24 protein-coding genes, 1 tRNA gene and 1 pseudogene are annotated in these 21,884 nt (G+C 50.0%); 15 read left to right on the plus strand and 11 right to left on the minus strand.

Going from position 1 to position 21,884, the window contains the following annotated elements; translation table 11 throughout:
• Positions 1-2: 2 nt before the first annotated feature.
• From HU143_RS14180 to hpaG, 4 genes are read right to left on the minus strand one after another with little or no spacing between them, the layout of a single operon-like run.
• Positions 3-383, minus strand: coding sequence for a 5-carboxymethyl-2-hydroxymuconate Delta-isomerase (locus HU143_RS14180; RefSeq protein WP_001119849.1), 381 nt, complete (start codon positions 381-383; stop codon positions 3-5).
• 9 nt (positions 384-392) lie between these two features.
• Positions 393-1,244: a 3,4-dihydroxyphenylacetate 2,3-dioxygenase gene (gene hpaD / locus HU143_RS14185; protein ID WP_000516978.1), complete on the minus strand. Its 852-nt coding sequence runs from the start codon at positions 1,242-1,244 to the stop codon at positions 393-395.
• 1 nt (position 1,245) lies between these two features.
• The gene (gene hpaE / locus HU143_RS14190; RefSeq protein ID WP_000723524.1) at positions 1,246-2,712 is read right to left on the minus strand and encodes a 5-carboxymethyl-2-hydroxymuconate semialdehyde dehydrogenase; all 1,467 of its coding nucleotides are present in this window, start codon (positions 2,710-2,712) and stop codon (positions 1,246-1,248) included.
• On the minus strand, positions 2,709-3,998 hold the full coding sequence (hpaG, locus tag HU143_RS14195; protein ID WP_023227208.1) for a 4-hydroxyphenylacetate degradation bifunctional isomerase/decarboxylase: 1,290 nt from the start codon (positions 3,996-3,998) through the stop codon (positions 2,709-2,711). Before hpaG ends, hpaE begins: the two co-directional genes overlap by 4 nt.
• Before the next feature lie 274 nt (positions 3,999-4,272).
• Here hpaG and hpaR point away from each other — a divergent pair, with 274 nt between their 5' ends.
• The 3 genes from hpaR (at position 4,273) to HU143_RS14210 (ending at position 7,023) form a co-directional block, all read left to right on the plus strand.
• A complete protein-coding gene (gene hpaR, locus HU143_RS14200; protein WP_000543921.1) occupies positions 4,273-4,713 on the plus strand; it encodes a homoprotocatechuate degradation operon regulator HpaR in 441 nt (146 codons plus the stop codon).
• Between the two features lie 217 nt (positions 4,714-4,930).
• Complete coding sequence (gene hpaB / locus HU143_RS14205) at positions 4,931-6,493, plus strand: 4-hydroxyphenylacetate 3-monooxygenase, oxygenase component (RefSeq protein WP_000801496.1); 1,563 nt, start codon at positions 4,931-4,933, stop codon at positions 6,491-6,493.
• A 17-nt stretch (positions 6,494-6,510) separates the two neighbouring features.
• Positions 6,511-7,023: a 4-hydroxyphenylacetate 3-monooxygenase reductase subunit gene (locus tag HU143_RS14210; RefSeq protein ID WP_001195556.1), complete on the plus strand. Its 513-nt coding sequence runs from the start codon at positions 6,511-6,513 to the stop codon at positions 7,021-7,023.
• Between the two features lie 332 nt (positions 7,024-7,355).
• Here HU143_RS14210 and hiuH read toward each other — a convergent pair whose 3' ends face one another.
• Positions 7,356-7,766: a hydroxyisourate hydrolase gene (gene hiuH / locus HU143_RS14215; protein WP_000833188.1), complete on the minus strand. Its 411-nt coding sequence runs from the start codon at positions 7,764-7,766 to the stop codon at positions 7,356-7,358.
• Between the two features lie 135 nt (positions 7,767-7,901).
• Between hiuH and hprR the strand changes: the two genes are divergently transcribed.
• The 4 genes from hprR (at position 7,902) to HU143_RS14235 (ending at position 11,800) form a co-directional block, all read left to right on the plus strand.
• A complete protein-coding gene (gene hprR / locus HU143_RS14220) occupies positions 7,902-8,582 on the plus strand; it encodes a response regulator transcription factor HprR (protein ID WP_001579225.1) in 681 nt (226 codons plus the stop codon).
• Positions 8,575-9,939 carry a heavy metal sensor histidine kinase gene (locus HU143_RS14225; protein ID WP_023216403.1) on the plus strand — a complete coding sequence of 455 codons (1,365 nt, stop codon included), beginning with the start codon at positions 8,575-8,577 and terminating at the stop codon, positions 9,937-9,939. Before hprR ends, HU143_RS14225 begins: the two co-directional genes overlap by 8 nt.
• A 172-nt stretch (positions 9,940-10,111) precedes the next feature.
• On the plus strand, positions 10,112-11,581 hold the full coding sequence (locus HU143_RS14230) for a C69 family dipeptidase (RefSeq protein WP_000760228.1): 1,470 nt from the start codon (positions 10,112-10,114) through the stop codon (positions 11,579-11,581).
• A gap of 108 nt (positions 11,582-11,689) precedes the next feature.
• Positions 11,690-11,800 carry a hypothetical protein gene (locus tag HU143_RS14235; RefSeq protein WP_000174813.1) on the plus strand — a complete coding sequence of 37 codons (111 nt, stop codon included), beginning with the start codon at positions 11,690-11,692 and terminating at the stop codon, positions 11,798-11,800.
• Here the strand turns inward: HU143_RS14235 and HU143_RS14240 are convergent, their stop codons facing one another.
• On the minus strand, positions 11,801-11,971 hold the full coding sequence (locus tag HU143_RS14240) for a YlcI/YnfO family protein (RefSeq protein ID WP_001111006.1): 171 nt from the start codon (positions 11,969-11,971) through the stop codon (positions 11,801-11,803).
• Between the two features lie 331 nt (positions 11,972-12,302).
• On the opposite strand from HU143_RS14240, the gene sopB reads away from it, so the two are divergent.
• A complete protein-coding gene (sopB, locus tag HU143_RS14245) occupies positions 12,303-13,988 on the plus strand; it encodes an SPI-1 type III secretion system effector inositol phosphate phosphatase SopB (RefSeq protein WP_023227210.1) in 1,686 nt (561 codons plus the stop codon).
• A gap of 16 nt (positions 13,989-14,004) precedes the next feature.
• Positions 14,005-14,346: a type III secretion system chaperone SigE gene (gene sigE / locus HU143_RS14250; protein ID WP_000444726.1), complete on the plus strand. Its 342-nt coding sequence runs from the start codon at positions 14,005-14,007 to the stop codon at positions 14,344-14,346.
• Positions 14,347-14,355: 9 nt separating this feature from the next.
• On the opposite strand, the gene HU143_RS14255 is transcribed toward sigE, so the two are convergent.
• Positions 14,356-14,676: a hypothetical protein gene (locus HU143_RS14255; protein ID WP_077909985.1), complete on the minus strand. Its 321-nt coding sequence runs from the start codon at positions 14,674-14,676 to the stop codon at positions 14,356-14,358.
• A gap of 217 nt (positions 14,677-14,893) precedes the next feature.
• Between HU143_RS14255 and pipB the strand changes: the two genes are divergently transcribed.
• Both pipB and pipA read left to right on the plus strand, forming a co-directional pair.
• On the plus strand, positions 14,894-15,769 hold the full coding sequence (gene pipB, locus HU143_RS14260; protein ID WP_023227211.1) for an SPI-2 type III secretion system effector PipB: 876 nt from the start codon (positions 14,894-14,896) through the stop codon (positions 15,767-15,769).
• 222 nt (positions 15,770-15,991) lie between these two features.
• Entirely contained in the window at positions 15,992-16,672 is a 681-nt protein-coding gene (pipA, locus tag HU143_RS14265) for a type III secretion system effector protease PipA (protein ID WP_000938182.1), read from the plus strand.
• 136 nt (positions 16,673-16,808) lie between these two features.
• Here the strand turns inward: pipA and HU143_RS14270 are convergent.
• Positions 16,809-16,896: transfer RNA gene (locus tag HU143_RS14270), tRNA-Ser, on the minus strand.
• Between the two features lie 395 nt (positions 16,897-17,291).
• On the opposite strand from HU143_RS14270, the gene yccA reads away from it, so the two are divergent.
• Complete coding sequence (yccA, locus tag HU143_RS14275; RefSeq protein WP_000374046.1) at positions 17,292-17,951, plus strand: FtsH protease modulator YccA; 660 nt, start codon at positions 17,292-17,294, stop codon at positions 17,949-17,951.
• Between the two features lie 86 nt (positions 17,952-18,037).
• The gene (gene tusE / locus HU143_RS14280; protein WP_000904446.1) at positions 18,038-18,367 is read left to right on the plus strand and encodes a sulfurtransferase TusE; all 330 of its coding nucleotides are present in this window, start codon (positions 18,038-18,040) and stop codon (positions 18,365-18,367) included.
• Here the strand turns inward: tusE and yccX are convergent.
• From yccX to HU143_RS14295, 3 genes are read right to left on the minus strand one after another with little or no spacing between them, the layout of a single operon-like run.
• The gene (yccX, locus tag HU143_RS14285) at positions 18,364-18,645 is read right to left on the minus strand and encodes an acylphosphatase (RefSeq protein ID WP_000072884.1); all 282 of its coding nucleotides are present in this window, start codon (positions 18,643-18,645) and stop codon (positions 18,364-18,366) included. The two genes, tusE and yccX, sit on opposite strands and share 4 nt — an antisense overlap.
• 48 nt (positions 18,646-18,693) lie before the next feature.
• Entirely contained in the window at positions 18,694-19,473 is a 780-nt protein-coding gene (locus HU143_RS14290; protein ID WP_000548082.1) for a helix-turn-helix transcriptional regulator, read from the minus strand.
• A 25-nt stretch (positions 19,474-19,498) separates the two neighbouring features.
• Positions 19,499-20,047: a YbhB/YbcL family Raf kinase inhibitor-like protein gene (locus tag HU143_RS14295; protein ID WP_023227212.1), complete on the minus strand. Its 549-nt coding sequence runs from the start codon at positions 20,045-20,047 to the stop codon at positions 19,499-19,501.
• 214 nt (positions 20,048-20,261) lie between these two features.
• Here HU143_RS14295 and rlmI point away from each other — a divergent pair.
• A pseudogene (rlmI, locus tag HU143_RS14300) lies at positions 20,262-21,473 on the plus strand (23S rRNA (cytosine(1962)-C(5))-methyltransferase RlmI).
• Positions 21,474-21,530: 57 nt separating this feature from the next.
• Positions 21,531-21,848, plus strand: coding sequence for a heat shock protein HspQ (gene hspQ / locus HU143_RS14305; RefSeq protein ID WP_000561983.1), 318 nt, complete (start codon positions 21,531-21,533; stop codon positions 21,846-21,848).
• Positions 21,849-21,884: the final 36 nt, after the last annotated feature.

Raw genomic sequence — 21,884 nt, forward strand, 5'->3', positions numbered from 1 at the left:
TGCTATTTAAATAACGCGTGTACGTTGTTTTGTTTGTAATTGAGCGTCGGATGTAGCTCGGCAATCTCAAACGACAGCGCCAGATAGCGGTTCTCCATCAGGTCGGCGAAGTGGGCTTTAATCAGCCCAAACAGCATTTCGCCGACTTCCTGACGGCTCTCCAGGCTGCGCCCGGCGCCGATTTTCAGCGTCATATGCACAAACGCGTAATCATGCTTACCGTCAGCCATCTGCCAGGTATCCAGCCAGTGGGCGCGACTGCGGATACCGCCGATGGGGAAAATCCCGCTGGCGGCCAGCGCCTCGTTTACCTTGCTGAACAGGCCGGGTAAATCAGCCTGCTCGCGAATATTTTCAGTACATTCAGCAATAAAGTGCGGCATAAACACCCCTTACGCAGGCAGCGGGAAAACAGCGTTCACCTGGCCAGTACCGGAGCTGGCGAACAGGTCGGTGATGAACTCCACCTTGCCGTCGTATTTGTCCCAACCCAGCATTCCCAGCAGCATGACCGTGTCGTGCATGTTGCCTTCGCCGTAGCAGTAGTCGGCGTACTCCGGCAACATGGTGCAAAACTCCTTGAATTTGCCTTCGCGCCACAACTTGACCACGCGCTCATCCATTTGATGATCGAACTCGCGGGTGTAGCTGTTCATCCCCTCTTCCGCCCGTTGGTCGTCAATAAAACGGTGCGACAGAGAACCACTGGCGAATACCGCTACGGTACCGTCATATTTCTCAATCGCCTTGAGAATGGCTTCGCCCAGTCTGCGACTGTCGGCAAAGTCATGAACAGTACAGAACGCCGAGATGGAGACCACTTTGAAGTGCTTGTCGCTGTTCATGTAGCGCATCGGCACCAGCGTGCCATACTCCAGCTTCAGGCTCGGGATGTTGTGCGCTTTAGCGCGCACGCCCAGTTTGACCGCCTCGTCGGCGATCAGATGGCCGAGCTCCGGATTACCGTCATAGTCATAGGTCATGTCGCGAATAAAGTGCGGCAATTCGTTGCTGGTATAGACGCCCTGGAAATGGTCGGCACAATTAATGTGATAAGCGCTATTCACCAGCCAGTGGGTGTCGAATACGATAATGGTGTCAACGCCCATTTCGCGGCAACGCTTGCCAATTTCAATATGCCCATCAATGGCTGCCTGACGGCAACCGTGGTTTTTTCCCGGCAGTTCAGAAAGATACATCGACGGCACGTGGGTAATTTTTGCTGCTAACGCTAACTTGCCCATATCAAACTCCCCATTTTGGGATAGGATGGTCGCCCATTGAGATGCAGACGTTTTTCATTTCCGCAAACACTTCGAAGCTATATTCGCCGCCTTCGCGCCCGGTACCGGAGGCTTTCACGCCGCCGAACGGCTGGCGCAGGTCGCGGACGTTCTGGGTGTTGACGAAGACCATGCCGGCTTCAATCCCACGCGCCAGGCGCAACACTTTGCTCACGTCCTGGGTCCAGATATAAGAGGCCAGACCGTATTCCACGTCGTTCGCCAGGCGTAACCCTTCCGCTTCGTCTTTGAATGGCAGCAGGCAGGCAACTGGCCCAAAGATCTCTTCCTGCGCGACGCGCATACGGTTATCGACATCGGCCAGCACGGTTGGGCGCAGGAAGTTACCGCCTTTCAGATGCGCAGGCAGGTCAGTGGGTTTTTCCGCACCGCCCGCCAGCAGCGTTGCGCCCTCTTCAATGCCGAGGCGGATATAACCGGAGACTTTTTCCCAGTGCTGTTGGCTAATCAGCGCGCCGACCTGGGTGTTCGGGTCGGTCGGATCGCCGACACGCAGGCGATTCGCGCGTTCGGCAAAGCGCTTCACGAACTCAGGGTAAATGCTCTGCTGGATAAAGATGCGCGACCCGGCGGTGCAGCGTTCGCCGTTGATCGAGAAGATGGTGAACAGCGCGGCGTCCAGCGCGCGCTCAATGTCGGCATCTTCAAAAATCAGCACCGGCGATTTGCCGCCCAGCTCCATCGAGTATTTTTTCAGGCCGGCATTTTTCATGATATTGCGACCAGTGGCGGTACCGCCGGTAAACGACACCGCACGCACGTCATGGTGGCGTACCAGCGCATCGCCCGCCGTCGCGCCATAGCCCTGCACCACGTTCAGCACGCCTGCCGGAATTCCTGCCTCCAGCGCCAGCTCGCCCAGCCTGTCGGCAGTCAGCGGCGACAGCTCGGACATTTTGAGCACCGCGGTGTTACCCAGCGCCAGGCACGGCGCGACTTTCCAGGTCGCGGTCATAAACGGCACGTTCCACGGCGACACCAGCGCGCAGACGCCGACGGGCTGCACCAGCGTATAATTGAGCATTTTATCGTCAACCGGATAGGTCTTGCCGTTCATCTGCTGGCACACTTCGGCGAAGAATTCGAAGTTATGCGAGGCGCGCGGGATCAGCACGTTTTTAGTCTGGTGAATAGGCAGACCGGTGTCGGCGGTTTCCATCGCCGCGATTTCCGGCACATGCTGGTCAATCAGATCGCCAAGGCGACGCATCAGGCGCGCGCGCTCTTTCATCGGCAGGTTGGCCCATTTCGGGAACGCCTCTTTGGCCGCCGCGACAGCCTGGTTCACTTCTGCTTCACCGCCGGAGGCCACTTCCGCCAGCACGTCACCGGTCGCCGGGTTAGTGGTCTGGAAGTAGTCGTTACCTGCAACGTTTTTGCCGTTAATCCAATGATTTATTTTCTTCATTTTGCGCTCTCCTCACTGACGATTCGGTTAACCAGGCGACCCACGCCTTCTACTTCAACGACAACTTCATCCCCCGGCACCACATCGGACAGCCCTTTCGGCGTACCGGTGGCAATCATGTCGCCCGGTTGCAACGTCATAAATTCGCTCAGATAAGAAATCAGGAACGGGATGCTGAAGATCAGATCGGCGGTCGTCCCTTCCTGCCGCAGCTCACCGTTGACAAAGGTGCGTAACGTCAGGTTGTGCGGATCAGAAACCGCCTCTTTATCCACAATCCACGGGCCTATCGGCGTCAGGCCGTCGCGGCTTTTTACCCGCAGATTCGGACGGTAGTAGTTTTCCAGATAGTCGCGGATCGCGTAGTCGTTACAGACGGTGTAACCGGCCACATACTCCATGGCTTCGGCTTCGCTCACCTTACGCGCCGTTTTGCCAATCACCACGACCAGCTCGGCTTCGTAGTGCATATATTCGACGTTGTTCGGGCGCACCGACGTTTGGTGATGTTCGGTAAAGGTGTTTGGCGCTTTGATAAATACCAGCGGCTCTTTCGGCGGCGTAAATGCCAGCTCGCTGGCGTGATCGGCGTAGTTCAACCCCAACGCAAATAACGTACCCGTCGCTGACAGCGGCCACGTAAACGTCTGGTGGCGGGCGAATTCATCTTCTGCGACAACCGGATTTTCCAGAGCGGGTAAACCTTTCGCCAGAATACGCACCCGATCGCCGGGACGCAGCGCAACGCGATTCTGCGGCGTACCGAGTAAGATCGCATCGCCAGGGTTAAGCGTAGCGAACTCACTTAACGCGCTAAGCAGTTGTGCGGCGCTACGCTGTAAATCGGCAGTATTCCAGTGGTCCGCTTCTCGTCCGTTGATTTCAGTGATAATGGTGAGGTTATCCACATCACTCAGCGGCGCCATTTCACCCAACGGGCAAAAGCCATCGCGACATTTCGCTTTAATCGCCGGGCGATAAAAGCTCTCTTCCGGCAGGCTGACCTCGTTAGCCAGCGCATACCCGGCGATATAGTCCGCCGCCGCTTCAGGGCGTATCCGGCTGGCGGTTTTCCCCACGATGAGCGCCACTGTCGCGCCGCTCAGTACCTTTTCTCCCTGCGGATAAGGAATGGGTTCGCCGTAACGAATCACCGTATTACGCGGCTTGATGAACCACACTGCGGTTTTAGGCGGCGCATTATAGGGAGGCTGAGAGAAAGCCTCTTGCCAGGCATCAAGCTGGCTGCGATGGTTTAACGCAACGGCGAAAACAGTACCCTTCATACATAAACTCCTCAGGCCGATTTAACGGGCTGTGATTTCATTAATATATTAATGATTAGATTTATGCTTTTGCTGTACATTTAGCAAGCTGAAGTAAAGTATTTGTGATGTGATTAACAATATTTTCACAAATTTATTATTAAATACATATATATCAAAGAGTTAAATAAAACCCTTTGTTTCTGTTAAACTTTGGACATAAAACAGATGTCATAGCTCACATCGGTAAACACGATTATTCAGGTATTAATAATTCTGCAAAAGAGAAACGCTTATGCATGATTCATTAACCATCGCCTTGCTTCAGGCGCGCGAAGCGGCAATGACCTATTTCCGCCCCATCGTTAAAAGCCACAATCTGACCGACCAGCAATGGCGCATTGTGCGAATCCTGGCCGATAGCCCCTCTATGGATTTTCACGAGCTGGCCTTTCGTACCTGTATTTTGCGTCCAAGTCTGACCGGAATATTGACGCGCATGGAGCGAGACGGACTGGTGTTGCGACTCAAGCCGGTTAACGATCAGCGTAAGTTATATGTCATGTTGACGGAGCAGGGACAAACGTTGTACGCCCGTGCCCGGAGCGAGGTAGAAGAGGCTTATCGAAAAATTGAGGCCGATTTCACGCCCGAAAAAACACAGCAATTGATGCTGCTGCTGGACGATCTTATTGCTCTGGGACGCCAGCATCCTGATAGCGAAGCGGAAGCATAGTATTCTTACCTTCCCACGCCGCCGACACGGGAATCCCCTCCCGCTTACAACGTTGACGGCGATCGCATTTTACTTTTCTTCTTCGACGTTCATCTGAAAAGTACCCGCCGTTGTCCTGAAAGTCTCTTCACAGTTTACGCTTCTGCCTATTCAATTGAACAACAAATAAGAAACATATTATTAACAAAACATTCCGATTAACGAGGAAGAGGCCGCAATGAAACCTGAAGATTTTCGTACTGATAACAAGCGTCCGTTAACGGGCGAAGAGTATTTAAAAAGCCTGCAGGACGGGCGGGAAATTTATATTTACGGCGAACGCGTTAAAGATGTTACGACACACCCGGCATTCCGCAATGCCGCAGCCTCTGTCGCACAACTGTATGACGCATTACATAAACCGTCGATGCAAGATACCCTGTGCTGGAATACCGATACCGGCAGCGGCGGTTATACGCATAAATTTTTCCGCGTGGCGAAAAGCGCAGACGATCTGCGCCAACAGCGTGATGCTATCGCCGAGTGGTCACGCCTGAGTTACGGCTGGATGGGACGCACACCGGATTACAAAGCCGCCTTTGGCTGCGCTCTGGGCGCTAACCCAGCCTTCTACGGCCAGTTTGAGCAGAACGCCCGCAACTGGTACACCCGTATTCAGGAGACCGGCCTGTACTTTAACCATGCTATCGTCAACCCGCCCATTGACCGCCACAAACCTGCCGACGAAGTGAAAGACGTCTATATCAAGCTGGAGAAAGAGACGGACGCCGGGATTATTGTCAGCGGGGCGAAAGTCGTCGCCACTAACTCCGCCCTGACTCACTACAACATGATTGGTTTCGGCTCAGCCCAGGTGATGGGCGAAAACCCGGATTTTGCTCTGATGTTTGTCGCGCCAATGGATGCCGAAGGCGTAAAACTTATTTCGCGCGCCTCGTATGAAATGGTCGCGGGCGCGACGGGCTCGCCGTTTGATTATCCACTCTCCAGCCGCTTTGATGAAAACGATGCCATTCTGGTGATGGACAAGGTGTTGATCCCGTGGGAAAACGTGTTGATTTACCGTGATTTCGATCGTTGTCGTCGCTGGACGATGGAAGGCGGCTTTGCCCGTATGTATCCACTGCAAGCCTGTGTTCGTCTGGCGGTTAAACTTGATTTCATTACCGCGCTGCTGAAAAAATCGCTCGAATGTACAGGTACCGTAGAGTTCCGGGGCGTGCAGGCCGATCTCGGCGAAGTCGTGGCCTGGCGCAATATGTTCTGGGCATTGAGCGATTCTATGTGTTCTGAAGCAACCCCGTGGGTAAACGGCGCCTGGCTACCGGACCACGCCGCGCTGCAAACCTATCGTGTGATGGCCCCAATGGCCTACGCGAAAATTAAAAATATTATTGAACGTAACGTTACCAGCGGCCTGATTTACCTGCCTTCCAGCGCCCGCGATCTGAATAATCCGCAAATCGACCAGTACCTGGCGAAATACGTACGCGGCTCTAACGGAATGGATCATGTTGAACGTATCAAAATTCTTAAATTGATGTGGGATGCCATCGGCAGCGAGTTTGGCGGTCGCCATGAGCTGTACGAGATTAACTACTCGGGCAGCCAGGATGAAATTCGTTTGCAGTGCCTGCGTCAGGCCCAGAGCTCCGGCAATATGGATAAGATGATGGCAATGGTCGATCGCTGCCTCTCCGAATACGATCAGAATGGCTGGACGGTTTCGCATTTGCACAATAACGACGACATCAATCAACTGGATAAGCTGCTGAAATAACGCGGCAGGAGGTTCTCATGCAAGTAGATGAACAACGTCTGCGTTTTCGCGATGCGATGGCAAGTCTGGCGGCAGCGGTCAACATCGTAACCACGGCGGGTCACGCCGGACGCTGCGGTATCACCGCAACAGCGGTCTGTTCCGTCACCGATACGCCGCCCTCCGTAATGGTATGTATTAATGCCAATAGCGCCATGAACCCCGTTTTTCAGGGTAACGGCAGGCTGTGCATTAATGTACTTAACCATGAGCAGGAGCTGATGGCGCGCCACTTTGCCGGTATGACGGGGATGGCGATGGAGGAGCGTTTTCACCAGCCATGTTGGCAAAACGGGCCGCTGGGCCAGCCGGTACTTAACGGCGCGCTGGCCGGTCTTGAAGGCGAGATCAGCGAGGTACAAACCATTGGCACGCATCTGGTGTATCTGGTGGCGATCAAAAATATTATCCTTAGCCAGGATGGGCATGGCCTGATTTATTTCAAACGCCGTTTTCATCCGGTCAGACTTGAGATGGAAGCGCCTGTTTAACCGTCACTCATGCCCACAAGCGGGATAACCACCGCTTGTGGGAGAAGAGTCGATACGCTGAAGATTTTTATTCCCGCCGCGATGTTTGCTCGCCATAAATCGCGGCGATTAATACAATCTAAGAGCCTATCCCACCAGGCGTTATTGGCGCAGCCAGTTTGGACACGGACAGCGCGCAAAAACCGGAGCGTACACGTAGTACGTGAGGTTTGACTCGCTACGCTCGCCCTTCGGGCCGCCGCTAGCGGCGTTCAAAACGCTAACGCGTTTTGGCGAGCACTGCCCAGGTCCAAAATGGCAAGTAAAATAGCCCTAATGGGATAGGCTCTAAATTAGCTCCCGCGATAGGTTGAATAACCATACTGACTTAATAACAGCGGCACATGATAGTGCTCATTCGTTTTGCTGATATGAAACTCGACGGGAATCTCCGGGAAAAACGTGTCCAGTTTTTTACTTTCAAAATACTGGCCGGTTTTAAAAATAACGCGATAATCCCCCGGCGCGGCAGCTTTTTCGGGCCACAGTGCTTTAATACGTCCATCCTGGTCGGTATGCCCGGTGTTTAATTGCGTCCATCCGTTATCCTTTTTCTGCTCCAGTACCACCTCCACGCCGGGCGCCGGTTTGCCTGTTTGCTGATCGAGAATATGTACGCTGAGAATATTGTTGCCAGCGGCCAGCGCCATTGCCGGGGCTGCAACAAGAGATGCTATCACGGTAGCCAGTATATATCGTTTCATGCTTCACTCCTTTACGGTATTGATGCAGGAAAATATATCTGGCGCGTCCAGGATTAACCTTACACGGACATGACAATTATGTCATCTTGTTGGAGATTTACGGATTCGCTAACAAGCCTATGGCATACTGCGTCGATGAAGATTTTATTGATTGAAGATAACCAGAAAACCATTGAGTGGGTACGTCAGGGACTCACGGAAGCAGGCTATGTGGTTGATTATGCCTGTGATGGACGAGACGGATTGCACCTGGCCCTTCAGGAACATTATTCATTGATTATTCTTGATATTATGCTGCCGGGGCTTGATGGATGGCAGGTTTTACGCGCGTTGCGCACTGCATATCAGCCCCCTGTTATTTGCCTGACGGCGCGCGACTCGGTTGAGGATCGCGTCAAAGGTCTTGAGGCGGGCGCTAATGATTACCTTGTTAAGCCTTTTTCCTTCGCCGAACTGCTGGCCCGGGTGAGAGCTCAACTCAGACAGCATGTCCCGGTCTTTACCCGACTGACGATCAATGGTCTGGACATGGATGCCACAAAGCAATCGGTGTCACGAAATGGCAAACCGATTTCCCTGACCCGCAAAGAATTCCTGCTCCTCTGGTTACTGGCGTCCCGGGCAGGAGAAATCGTGCCCCGAACCGCGATCGCCAGCGAAGTTTGGGGAATTAACTTTGATAGTGAAACCAACACCGTTGATGTCGCGATTCGTCGACTGCGCGCCAAAGTAGACGATCCATTTGAAAAGAAGCTCATTATGACCGTCCGGGGGATGGGTTATCGATTACAGGCGGAAACGTCGCAGAATGGTTAAGTTATCAATGACGCTGCGCCTGACAATTTCTTTTATCGCCATCCTTATCCTCGCCTGTACCGGCATTAGCTGGACGCTCTATAACGCGCTGAGCAAAGAATTAACGTATCGGGATGATATGACGCTAATAAATCGGGCGGCGCAAATGCAGCAACTGTTACTGGATGGCGCCAGGCCGGAAAATCTGCCGCTCTATTTCAATCGGATGGTGGATACGAAGCAGGACATCTTATTGATCCATTCAGCAACAGGCCACAATGTTGCGATTAATCATAGCGGCATCCCCGACCAACGCTTTAACGAGATTCCGCTGGCTAAAAACATCACCCGCGAAACCTTATTTCGCCAGGCGGTACAAGGCACGGAACTTACCGCGGTACGAGTAAACGCCAGAAGCGGCGATGACCCGCTGACCCTTACTATTGCCAGGCTGGCGACGGAAAGGCGGCAAATGCTGGCGCAATACCGCCGCAACAGTTTGCTGATGAGCCTTATCGCGATCCTCGTCTGTTCGGCGCTCAGTCCATTAGTCATCAGAAACGGGCTGCGGGCCATTACGTCGCTCAGCCGACTCACCGCGGCGACAGATAGCGGCACACTTCGCCAGCCGTTGGCGGAACAGGCGTTACCCGTTGAGCTCAGGCCGCTTGGACAAGCGCTAAATACCATGCGCCAGAAGCTTTCCGACGATTTTGAACGCCTGAACCAATTTGCCGACGATCTGGCGCATGAGCTGCGCACGCCGGTTAATATTTTACTGGGGAAGAATCAGGTGATGCTGAGTCAGGAACGCAGCGCCGAGGAGTATCAACAAGCCCTTGTCGATAATATTGAAGAGCTGGAGGGACTGTCGCGACTGACAGAAAATATTCTCTTTCTGGCACGCGCGGAGCACCAGAATATAGCGGTAAAAAAACAGCCTGTTTCGCTCAATGCGCTGGTCGAAAATATGCTGGATTATCTTAGCCCCCTTGCCGAGGAGAAACGCATCTGTTTTATAAATCAATGTCAGGGAACGGTATGGGCTGACGAAATATTATTACAAAGAGTGCTCTCAAACCTGCTGACGAATGCCATCCGTTATTCTGATGAAAACGCCGTGATACGTATTGAAAGCGCTTATGATGATAACGTTGCAGAAATTCGGGTCGCTAATCCGGGCAGCCACCCCGCCGATGCGGATAAGCTTTTCCGGCGTTTTTGGCGAGGAGATAATGCCCGCCACACTGCCGGTTTCGGCCTGGGGTTATCGTTAGTTAACGCGATTGCTCTATTACACGGTGGTTCGGCATCTTACCGCTATGCCGATGAACATAATATCTTTTCGGTTCGTCTGCCTGATAGCGGTGATAGCTAAGGTCAGTACAGGTTCTGTTCCCCTTCCCTGCCACAGGGCTGTGGTTATCAATACAACCTCAATAAAGAGAAAATAAAGGATGCCGGCAAAGAATATTGCTGGCTCGATCACTTTCTCGGTTTCCAATCCAGGGTCAATTCATCCCATAACGCGTTATTCAGTGGGAACCTTTATGAAAAAGTATCTTGCATTCGCCGTTACGCTGCTGGGTATGGGTAAAGTCATCGCCTGTACTACCCTTTTGGTAGGCAATCAGGCTTCGGCTGACGGCTCCTTCATTATTGCGCGCAACGAAGATGGCTCGGCAAATAACGCCAAGCATAAGGTTATTCATCCCATCGCGTTTCATCAACAAGGCGAGTATAAAGCGCATCGGAACAATTTTAGCTGGCCGCTTCCGGAGACAGCGATGCGCTATACGGCAATTCATGACTTTGATACTAACGATAACGCCATGGGTGAAGCCGGTTTCAATTCGGCGGGCGTCGGAATGAGCGCAACGGAAACCATTTATAATGGCAGAGCGGCGCTGGCTGCCGATCCTTACGTGACAAAAACGGGAATCACGGAAGACGCCATTGAGTCCGTGATCCTGCCAGTGGCGCAATCGGCGCGTCAGGGCGCCAAATTACTGGGAGATATTATTGAACAAAAAGGCGCGGGCGAAGGTTTCGGCGTCGCGTTTATTGATAGCAAAGAGATATGGTATCTGGAGACGGGAAGCGGTCATCAATGGCTGGCAGTACGACTTCCGGCAGATAGCTATTTCGTTTCCGCCAATCAGGGACGTTTACGCCATTACGATCCGAATGATAACGCGAATTATATGGCGTCACCAACGTTAGTAAGCTTTGCGAAAAAGCAGGGATTATATGATCCGGCCCGCGGCGAATTCGACTTTCATCAAGCCTATTCGCAGGATAACAAAAACGATACCACCTATAATTATCCGCGCGTCTGGACGCTACAACACCAGTTTAATCCGCATCTGGATACGGTCGTTAGCGAAGGGGAAACATTTCCTGTTTTTTTAACGCCAATAACGAAGATCAGCGTGGCGGCAGTAAAAAACGCGTTACGCAATCACTATCAGGGTACGTCGCACGACCCTTATGCCAGTCATAATCCACAAGAACCATGGCGACCTATATCCGTTTTTCGTACCCAGGAGTCACATATTTTACAGGTCAGACCGAAATTACCGCAGGCTATCGGCAACGTAGAATACATCGCCTATGGAATGCCATCTCTTAGCGTCTATCTCCCCTATTATCAGGGGATGCGTCATTATCAACCCGGAGATGATAAAGGAACCGATCGGGCGAGCAACGACTCTACCTACTGGACATTCCGCACGCTGCAAACGCTGGTTATGCAGGACTACAATGCGTTTGCGCCAGATGTGCAACATGCCTGGAAAACATTTGAACAGCAAACAGCTAAGCAACAGTATAAGATGGAGCAGAGCTATCTGAGATTATATGCGTCGCATCCGAAAGAAGCACAACGCTTACTGCAAAATTTTGAAGATAAAACGATGCAAAATGCGCAGACGCTCGCCCGTCGCCTGACCAATAATATTATTACGACAATGACTTACCGCACAGATATGAAATATCACTTTTCAAGTACGCAGCCATAAATTTAATGACAATCTATTAGCCACTCATACACAATAAGATAAAGCGGTACCAGAATTAGCCAGATATAAAAGACAATAATTATTATAGATTCATAGAGAGGATAGTTTATGACACTCCAGGCAAATATCAGCAGAGAGACAAAAGCGGCAAAGACCCAGGAGGTATATAAGCACGTTGTTCTTTTCAAAATGGCCGCCCCCTCTTACATAAGACGATAACTACAGCTTATGTCCCGTGTTACATAACTTTTCCCGACAGGCCTCTTTTACCCATGCTGAAAAATTCCGCGTCTTTTCAGATTTCAGCGCGAATTCTATCTGTTCAAGCATGGAATAGGAAAAACGAATATTCTTCGTCACGGTCTTACTTGTCCGGGGCTTTGCTGGCATACACACACCTGTATAACATTTGATGTAACGCCGTTACTTTACGCAGGAGTAAATCGGTGAATTTGATCTGAGTCAAGAAGGTGGGTTTTCAATAAAAGTTGTGCCATAAATTGTGAAGTTTGTAGATTTTATGAACATTTGATGTACCGATCTCCCCCATGATCGCCACTACGTATGGACGTCAGGACACCTCCCCGCCTGATCAGAAGCGTTTTCTCACTAAAAAGGACATTTTTTTAAAGTTCCTGGCGCATAAAAGTCACATCCTTTTAAAGGGTTGTTAACCCTGTTGAATGTTCCCACTCCCCTATTCAGGAATATTAAAAACGCTATGCAAATACAGAGCTTCTATCACTCAGCTTCACTAAAAACCCAGGAGGCTTTTAAAAGCCTACAAAAAACCTTATACAACGGAATGCAGATTCTCTCAGGCCAGGGCAAAGCGCCGGCTAAAGCGCCCGACGCTCGCCCGGAAATTATTGTCCTGCGAGAACCTGGCGCGACATGGGGGAATTATCTACAGCATCAGAAGACGTCTAACCACTCGCTGCATAACCTCTATAACTTACAGCGCGATCTTCTTACCGTCGCGGCAACCGTTCTGGGTAAACAAGACCCGGTTCTAACGTCAATGGCAAACCAAATGGAGTTAGCCAAAGTTAAAGCGGACCGGCCAGCAACAAAACAAGAAGAAGCCGCGGCAAAAGCATTGAAGAAAAATCTTATCGAACTTATTGCAGCACGCACTCAGCAGCAGGATGGCTTACCTGCAAAAGAAGCTCATCGCTTTGCGGCAGTAGCGTTTAGAGATGCTCAGGTCAAGCAGCTTAATAACCAGCCCTGGCAAACCATAAAAAATACACTCACGCATAACGGGCATCACTATACCAACACGCAGCTCCCTGCCGCAGAGATGAAAATCGGCGCAAAAGATATCTTTCCCAGTGCTTATCAGGGAAAGGGCGTATGCAGTTGGGATACCAAAAATATTCATCACGCCAATAATTTGTGGATGTCCACGGTGAGTGTGCATGAGGACGGTAAAGATAAAACGCTTTTTTGCGGGATACGTCATGGCGTGCTTTCCCCCTATCATGAAAAAGATCCGCTTCTGCGTCAGGTCGGCGCTGAAAACAAAGCCAAAGAAGTATTAACTGCGGCACTTTATAGTAAACCTGAGTTGCTTAACAGAGCCTTAGAGGGCGAAGCGGTAAGCCTTAAACTGGTATCCGTCGGGTTACTCACCGCGTCGAATATTTTCGGCAAAGAGGGAACGATGGTCGAGGATCAAATGCGCGCATGGCAATCGTTGACCCAGCCGGGAAAAATGATTCATTTAAAAATCCGCAATAAAGATGGCGATCTACAGACGGTAAAAATAAAACCGGACGTCGCCGCATTTAATGTGGGTGTTAATGAGCTGGCGCTCAAGCTCGGCTTTGGCCTTAAGGCATCGGATAGATATAATGCCGAAGCGCTACATCAGTTATTAGGCAATGATTTACGCCCTGAAGCCAGACCAGGTGGCTGGGTTGGCGAATGGCTGGCGCAATACCCGGATAATTATGAGGTCGTCAATACATTAGCGCGCCAGATTAAGGATATCTGGAAAAATAACCAACATCATAAAGATGGCGGCGAACCCTATAAACTCGCACAACGCCTTGCCATGTTAGCCCATGAAATTGACGCGGTGCCCGCCTGGAATTGTAAAAGCGGCAAAGATCGTACAGGGATGATGGATTCAGAAATCAAGCGAGAGCTCATTTCTTTCCATCAGACCCATATGTTAAGTACGCCTGGTAGTCTTCCGGATAGCGGTGGACAGAAAATTTTCCAAAAAGTATTACTGAATAGCGGTAACCTGGAGATTCAGAAACAAAATACGGGCGGGGCGGGAAACAAAGTAATGAAAAATTTATCGCCAGAGGTGCTCAATCTTTCCTATCAAAAACGAGTTGGGGATGAAAATATTTGGCAGTCAGTGAAAGGCATTTCTTCATTAATCACATCTTGAGTCTTGAGGTAACTATATGGAAAGTCTATTAAATCGTTTATATGACGCGTTAGGCCTGGATGCGCCAGAAGATGAGCCACTGCTTATCATTGATGATGGGATACAGGTTTATTTTAATGAATCCGATCATACACTGGAAATGTGCTGTCCCTTTATGCCATTGCCTGACGACACTCTGACTTTGCAGCATTTTTTACGTCTTAACTATGCCAGCGCCGTCACTATCGGCGCTGACGCAGACAATACTGCTTTAGTGGCGCTTTATCGCTTGCCGCAAACCAGTACCGAAGAAGAGGCGCTCACTGGTTTTGAATTATTCATTTCAAACGTGAAGCAATTGAAAGAGCATTATGCATAATTTAATACGTCAACATACTTTCTTAATGAGATAAAACGTAATACGTATGCCCTTTACAAGAGACAAGACCAGAATCTTTGGTGGAAATGTAAGGGGCAAACGTTCCTCTTTCTCATTTTGCTCTGTTTGCGGGAGCATTTTTAGTGTGTAAGTATTCCTGCTCATCAGGTTTTTACGCCATCTACGCACATTTATTCTGCTATAAGTTGAAATACTGCAAAAAATATTAGTGCTTATTATTTTTTCTTTAAGTAAATTTTCGCTCAACAAACTTAATTGTTTATTCAATGATGATGAAGCGTAAGCTATGCTGGAAATGAAGGAAGTCAATAGCAAGGATAATCTTATTATTCACGAGTGATATTACTTCTGCTTCACCGTTATGGCAGATATCATCGCCTCTTGTCAGATGCCAGACACCTACTCATACTCAACCAAAGCTCTAAATACAAAAATCACCTTATATCTTTTCTTATTATTCCTTGTATAAATGTGACTTGACTCACACCTATAAGGAGTCGACTCACTTCCATAAGAAGGAATCAAAATGCCAATAACTAACGCGTCCCCAGAAAATATATTAAGATATTTGCATGCGGCCGGTACCGGTACGAAAGAAGCAATGAAAAGTGCAACTTCACCACGCGGTATACTGGAATGGTTTGTCAATTTTTTTACCTGTGGTGGAGTAAGAAGAAGCAATGAAAGATGCTTTCAGGAGGTAATTGGAAAACTGACCACATCATTATTATATGTAAATAAAGATGCTTTCTTCGATGGTAATAAAATATTTCTTGAGGATGTCAACGGGTGTACTATATGTCTGTCATGTGGAGCAGCATTCGAAAATACGGATCCCATGGTCATTATTGAAGTGAACAAAAATGGAAAAACTGTAACGGATAACGTTGATAGTGAGAGATTTTGGAATGTATGTCGAATGTTAAAGCTGATGAGTAAACATAATATACAACAGCCTGATTCACTTATAACCGAGGATGGTTTTCTGAACCTGCGCGGAGTAAACCTGGCTCATAAAGATTTCCAGGGGGAAGATTTGTCAAAAATAGATGCTTCTAATGCAGATTTCCGTGAAACAACTCTTTCTAATGTAAATTTAGTCGGTGCAAATTTGTGTTGTGCAAATCTACACGCTGTAAATCTAATGGGTTCAAACATGACTAAAGCAAACCTGACTCACGCAGACCTGACTTGCGCTAACATGTCCGGTGTAAACTTAACCGCTGCAATTCTATTCGGCTCAGACTTAACTGACACCAAACTAAATGGTGCAAAATTAGATAAGATAGCTCTAACTTTAGCGAAAGCATTAACAGGAGCCGATCTGACAGGTAGTCAACATACCCCTACTCCACTCCCGGATTACAATGATAAAACGCTTTTCCCCCATCCAATATTTTAGTCGAGATAAAGGGATTTTATAAACAAGAAGTATTCAAACAGAAGCCCCCCTTGTTTTATTAAACAACCCCCGCCCCTAAGCTTCATTATAAATAACATTTTCAGCGTATTACTTGTTGGTTTTGTCTGAATCATAGCGTTATCTGTATGTGGCACATTAACTAAAAACACTATTATTGTTTAATTTAAATAATTCATAATTGCAGTCAGGGAATAAGAAATTATGCTTCCGGTCACCTACAGATTAATACCTCAAAGCGGAGTATCCACATATGGATTAAATACCGCAGATACACCTGTTTTCCCCGATATTCCCGAACATGCACCAAACCCCTCACGGCTACGCCTTGCTCATGACAGCCTTGCCATAAACAGTGAATTCCGTCTGGAGCCAGAGTGTGTGGTGGAGTACCTTATCTCAGGCGCGGGTGGAATAGACCCTGATACAGAAATTGATGACGACACTTATGACGAATGCTACGATGAACTATCCTCCGTACTTCAAAATGCGTATACCCAAAGCGAAACATTCCGCAGACTGATGAATTACGCATATGAAAAAGAACTACATGATGTGGAGCAGCGCTGGCTACTGGGGGCAGGCGAAGCCTTTGAAACTACCGTGGCTCAGGAACACTTCAAACTTTCAGAAGGCAGGAAAGTTATTTGTCTCAATCTGGACGATTCTGATGATTCATATACCGAACATTATGAAAGTAACGAAGGAAGACAACTTTTTGACACAAAACGTTCATTTATTCATGAAGTTGTACATGCACTGACCCATCTTCAGGATAAAGAAGAAAATCATCCAAGAGGCCCTGTTGTCGAATATACCAACATTATTCTGAAAGAGATGGGGCATCCTTCACCTCCCAGAATGGTCTACATCTTCAATAAATAGACACATCAGGAAACGAAAAGAAACTAAAAACCCACGTAGTCCGTTTTTTCGGGAAATGTTCTGGCAGTATTTTCTAACTATATTCTAAGCGCCCAAAAAACAAAGGGGTTACCTTTCGGTAACCCCTTGTTTAATCTGGCGGAAGCGCAGAGATTCGAACTCTGGAACCCTTTCGGGTCGCCGGTTTTCAAGACCGGTGCCTTCAACCGCTCGGCCACACTTCCGGAATGAGGCGCACTATAAACATCCCGGTGCGTCATGTAAAGACCGAATGTGTTCGTTTGCGTGAAAAACAGGCAAAATTTCGTTAATTGCCTGAAATAGCGGCACATTGACCATTTCTTCAACACAAAAACGGGCTTAATACGTGTTGATCGTCCCCACTGTTTTACCTCTGTGATTAGCGATTTTTTTATCGGTAACGCGTGGTTGGCGCTGCCGCCTGTTTTATGGCGTAGCGCCAGGCATGAGAAGACCGTTTTAACGACGGTAATCACCTGAAATCTCTTAAGGAAACTAAACGTAAACGAATGCGTAAAGATGGGTAAAACCACTGGGTGACAGTGACTGTTTTTATTATTCTCCTTTATTAATTACATCTGTCATAAGAGAGTGACTAATGGATCGTATCATTACATCATCGCGTGATCGTAGCTCGCTACTGAGTACGCACAAAGTACTGCGCAACACCTATTTTCTGTTGAGCCTGACGCTGGCTTTCTCCGCAATTACCGCGACAGCCAGTACGGTACTGATGCTGCCCTCCCCCGGCCTGATTCTGACGCTGGTCGGTATGTATGGGCTGATGTTCCTGACCTATAAAACCGCCAATAAGCCGGTCGGTATCCTGTCTGCTTTTGCGTTTACCGGCTTCCTCGGCTATATCCTGGGCCCGATTCTTAACGCCTATCTGTCAGCAGGCATGGGCGATGTCATTGGCCTGGCGCTGGGTGGTACCGCGTTAGTATTTTTCTGCTGCTCCGCTTACGTTCTGACCACCCGTAAGGATATGTCTTTCCTGGGCGGTATGTTAATGGCCGGGATCGTCGTCGTGCTGATTGGTATGGTGGCGAATATTTTCCTGCAACTGCCTGCATTGCACCTGGCGATTAGCGCGGTGTTTATCCTGATTTCCTCGGGCGCTATCCTGTATGAAACCAGTAACATCATTCACGGCGGTGAAACCAACTATATTCGTGCGACCGTCAGTCTGTACGTTTCGCTGTACAACATCTTTGTCAGCCTGCTCAGCATTCTGGGCTTCGCCAGCCGCGACTAATCGACATTCCCCTCTTCCAGCCCTGCTTATGCAGGGCTTTATTTTTTGCTACACTGCCGTCCGTGTTGATTACGCAGTGAAACGTTATGTTGATCTTTGAAGGTAAAGAAATCAGTACTGATAGCGAAGGCTATCTGAAAGAGACGACGCAGTGGAGTGAAGCGCTGGCAGTCGCTATCGCCGCCAATGAAGGCATTGAGCTCTCTGCGGAACACTGGGAAGTCGTGCGCTTCGTGCGCGAATTTTACCTGGAGTTTAATACCTCTCCCGCCATCCGAATGCTGGTAAAGGCGATGGCGAATAAGTTCGGCGAAGAAAAAGGCAACAGCCGCTATCTGTATCGTCTGTTCCCGAAAGGCCCGGCAAAGCAAGCGACCAAAATCGCCGGTCTGCCCAAGCCGGTAAAATGTATTTAATACCGAATACTAAAGCCTGTTAGCGTCTCGCGAGGGCTGTGCGGTTCAGTAAGGATTTTGTCCACACGAGCAGAGCGCGGCCCGCCCTCTTTCAGCCACTTGATGAGTTTTTCCACCTGCGCCGCGTCGCCACAGGCCACCACTTCTACGCTTCCGTCATCCATATTCTTCGCATAGCCGGTTAACCCCAGCCGCTGCGCCTCATGCTGCGTGGTATAGCGAAACCCGACTCCCTGAACGCGACCATAAACCCAGGCGATAATGCAGACGTTCGACATGATGGTTCTCCTTTCATAATCAGTGGTGGAGGCTCATACAGGACATACTTAACGTACCTGACTGGGCAGACACCCATAATGTTGGCGGAATCTGGCCGTAAACCGCGACCCCGACAGGTAGCCGCACCGTAGCGCTATTTCGCCGATCGGCAGCGTCGTCGATTGCAGTTGAGAAAGCGCGCAGGACATGCGCACCTCTTCAACAATTTGTCGATAACTCTGCGATTCGCGCTGCAAACGCCGACGCAGCGTCGATGTTCCCATAGCAAGACGGCGGGCTATCTCCTGGGCTGTCCATAGCTTAGCAGGCGAGAGCATAATCAGTTGCCGCACCTGCTCCGTGAGGGTGTAACGCCGTTCAATAAGCAGCGGTCCTGCCGCGCCATCATGCAAAAGCGCTAACAGTAACCCCATCGCCTGATGTTCCTGTAGCCCAACGGGCAACCCCTGGCGCACAGCATCCAACACGTTCTCCCACATAAATGTCAGGCTACGGCTCATCGGCGTACACAGCGATGTCAGGTTTGCCGGTGGATAATCCTGAACATACATCGTTTTAAAGCGAGCAATAATCTCCGGTGAAAGTAACAACAGGTCGGAGCGAAAACCGTTCTGCGCAGGCTGATTAATAATCTCCAGCGGCGTGTTCGCCGGAATAATAATTAACTCGCCAGGCCCGGCGACAAGGCGGCTATCATCCTGAATGATGACTTTACTGCCCTGCGTAATATGGCAGATCGCGGCGGAAAAAAGCGTAACACGATGCAAACGGTGCAGATGACTGGAACGCACCTCTGCCGTCGTAAGATCCTGATGTCGAATATGCATCTCCTGCACCGTGCCGTCCTCTGTTTTACCTTCCGTATGTGGCCGTGAATTGTGCTTTCGCAATCACATGCGCGTTAAGCATAAACCCTACCAACGCGCCACTCGACTCACTGTCGAGCGGCAGTGTTGCCGTATTCAGCGCCCACACAGTAAACTGATAGCGATGAGGCTTATCGCCCGGCGGCGGACAGGCGCCGCCAAAGCCAGCATAACCGAAATCATTACGCCCCTGCACCACTCCAGCGGGTAACGTTTTTTTATCAGCCCCCGTCGGCAGGTCGTGAATCTGCGCAGGAATATTCACCATCGTCCAGTGCCACCAGCCGCTTCCGGTGGGCGCATCAGGATCGAAGACGGTAATAGCGTAGCTTTTGGTTCCGGCAGGCGGATTGCGCCAGCTCAGCTGCGGCGAAATATTTTCTCCGCTACAACCAAATCCTTTAAAGACGTGCTGTTGCGACAAACGAAAATCCGCCGGAATATCCGCGCTACTGAGGCTAAACGCCGACGCGGCAGATACGCTGCCACTTAATGCCATCATTGCGGCTGCGGTCAAAGAGAAGACTGTTTTCATTGTATTTCCTTCTTTATGTAAAGAAATAACACTATAAAAAGCGCCCGCCGAAGAAACTGTGCCTTTACGATTCTATTTTGTGCAGAAACGCTCACCGCCATACGCTGATGATTGCCCCTCTTATCTGTGCTACCCTACGCGCCATTTCGTTTTCACGGTCCCTGGCTGGAGCTATCATCCGGCTCGCGTCACTGTTTGTGAGAGGTTACTCCGCATGACTGAATCTACATTTCCGCAATATCCCCGTTTAGTCCTCAGCAAAGGGCGAGAAAAATCTTTACTCCGCCGCCACCCATGGGTCTTTTCCGGCGCCGTATCCCGTCTGGAAGGCAAAGCCAACCTCGGTGAAACTATCGATATCGTCGACCATCAGGGAAAGTGGTTAGCACGCGGCGCCTGGTCGCCAGCCTCCCAGATCCGCGCGCGCGTCTGGACATTTGATAAAGCAGAATCCATTGATATTGCGTTTTTCACCCGCCGCCTGCGTCAGGCGCAGCAGTGGCGCGACTGGCTGGCGAAAAAAGACGGTCTGGATAGCTATCGTCTGATCGCCGGTGAATCCGATGGCCTGCCTGGCGTCACTATCGATCGTTTTGGTTATTTTTTGGTGCTGCAACTGCTCAGCGCCGGGGCCGAATATTAACGCGCCGCATTAATTAGCGCTCTGCAAACATGCTATCCGGATTGCGCTATTTACGATCGCAGCGACGTCGCCGTGCGGAAAAAAGAAGGGATGGCGCTGACGCAAGGCCCGGTCACTGGCGAACTGCCGCCTGCGCTTTTGCCAATTGAAGAACACGGTATGAAATTGCTGGTCGATATCCAGGGCGGCCACAAAACCGGTTATTATCTTGATCAGCGCGACAGTCGTCTGGCGACGCGCCGCTACGTGGAAAATCAGCGGGTACTGAACTGCTTCTCTTATACCGGCGGTTTTGCCGTGTCGGCGTTAATGGGCGGTTGTCGCCAGGTTGTCAGCGTGGATACCTCACAGGATGCGCTGGATATCGCCAGGCAAAACGTTGAACTGAACCAACTGGACTTGAGCAAAGCCGAATTCGTGCGCGACGACGTGTTTAAGTTGCTGCGCGCTTACCGTGAACACGGCGAAAAATTCGACGTCATCATCATGGACCCGCCCAAATTCGTCGAAAATAAAAGCCAGTTAATGGGCGCCTGCCGGGGCTATAAAGACATTAACATGTTAGCGATTCAACTGCTCAATCCGGGCGGCATACTGCTGACATTCTCTTGCTCCGGACTGATGACCAGCGATTTATTTCAGAAAATCATTGCCGATGCCGCAATAGATGCCGGTCGTGATGTACAATTTATAGAGCAGTTCCGTCAGGCCGCCGATCACCCGGTGATCGCCACCTACCCGGAAGGGCTGTATCTGAAAGGGTTTGCCTGTCGCGTCATGTAACTTGAAAAGTGGAATAGTATCCTCATATAAAGGGTATCTATTTCCCGGGAGGTGACTATGATAGCCAGCAAATTCGGTATCGGCCAACAGGTCCGCCATTCCCTGTTAGGTTACCTCGGAGTGGTCGTCGATATCGACCCGGAATATTCGCTTGATGAGCCGTCGCCTGATGAACTGGCGGTTAACGACGAACTTCGCGCCGCTCCGTGGTACCACGTGGTAATGGAAGATGATGATGGTCAGCCAGTGCATACTTATCTGGCCGAGGCCCAGTTGCGAAGCGAAATGCGGGACGAGCATCCAGAACAGCCATCGATGGATGAACTGGCGCGTACCATTCGCAAGCAGCTTCAGGCGCCGCGACTACGTAACTGATTGTATTTAAAAGGCCGGAAAGCGATATCCGGCCAT

This window comes from Salmonella sp. SJTUF14076 (assembly GCF_015534835.1).
GTDB lineage: Bacteria > Pseudomonadota > Gammaproteobacteria > Enterobacterales > Enterobacteriaceae > Salmonella > Salmonella enterica.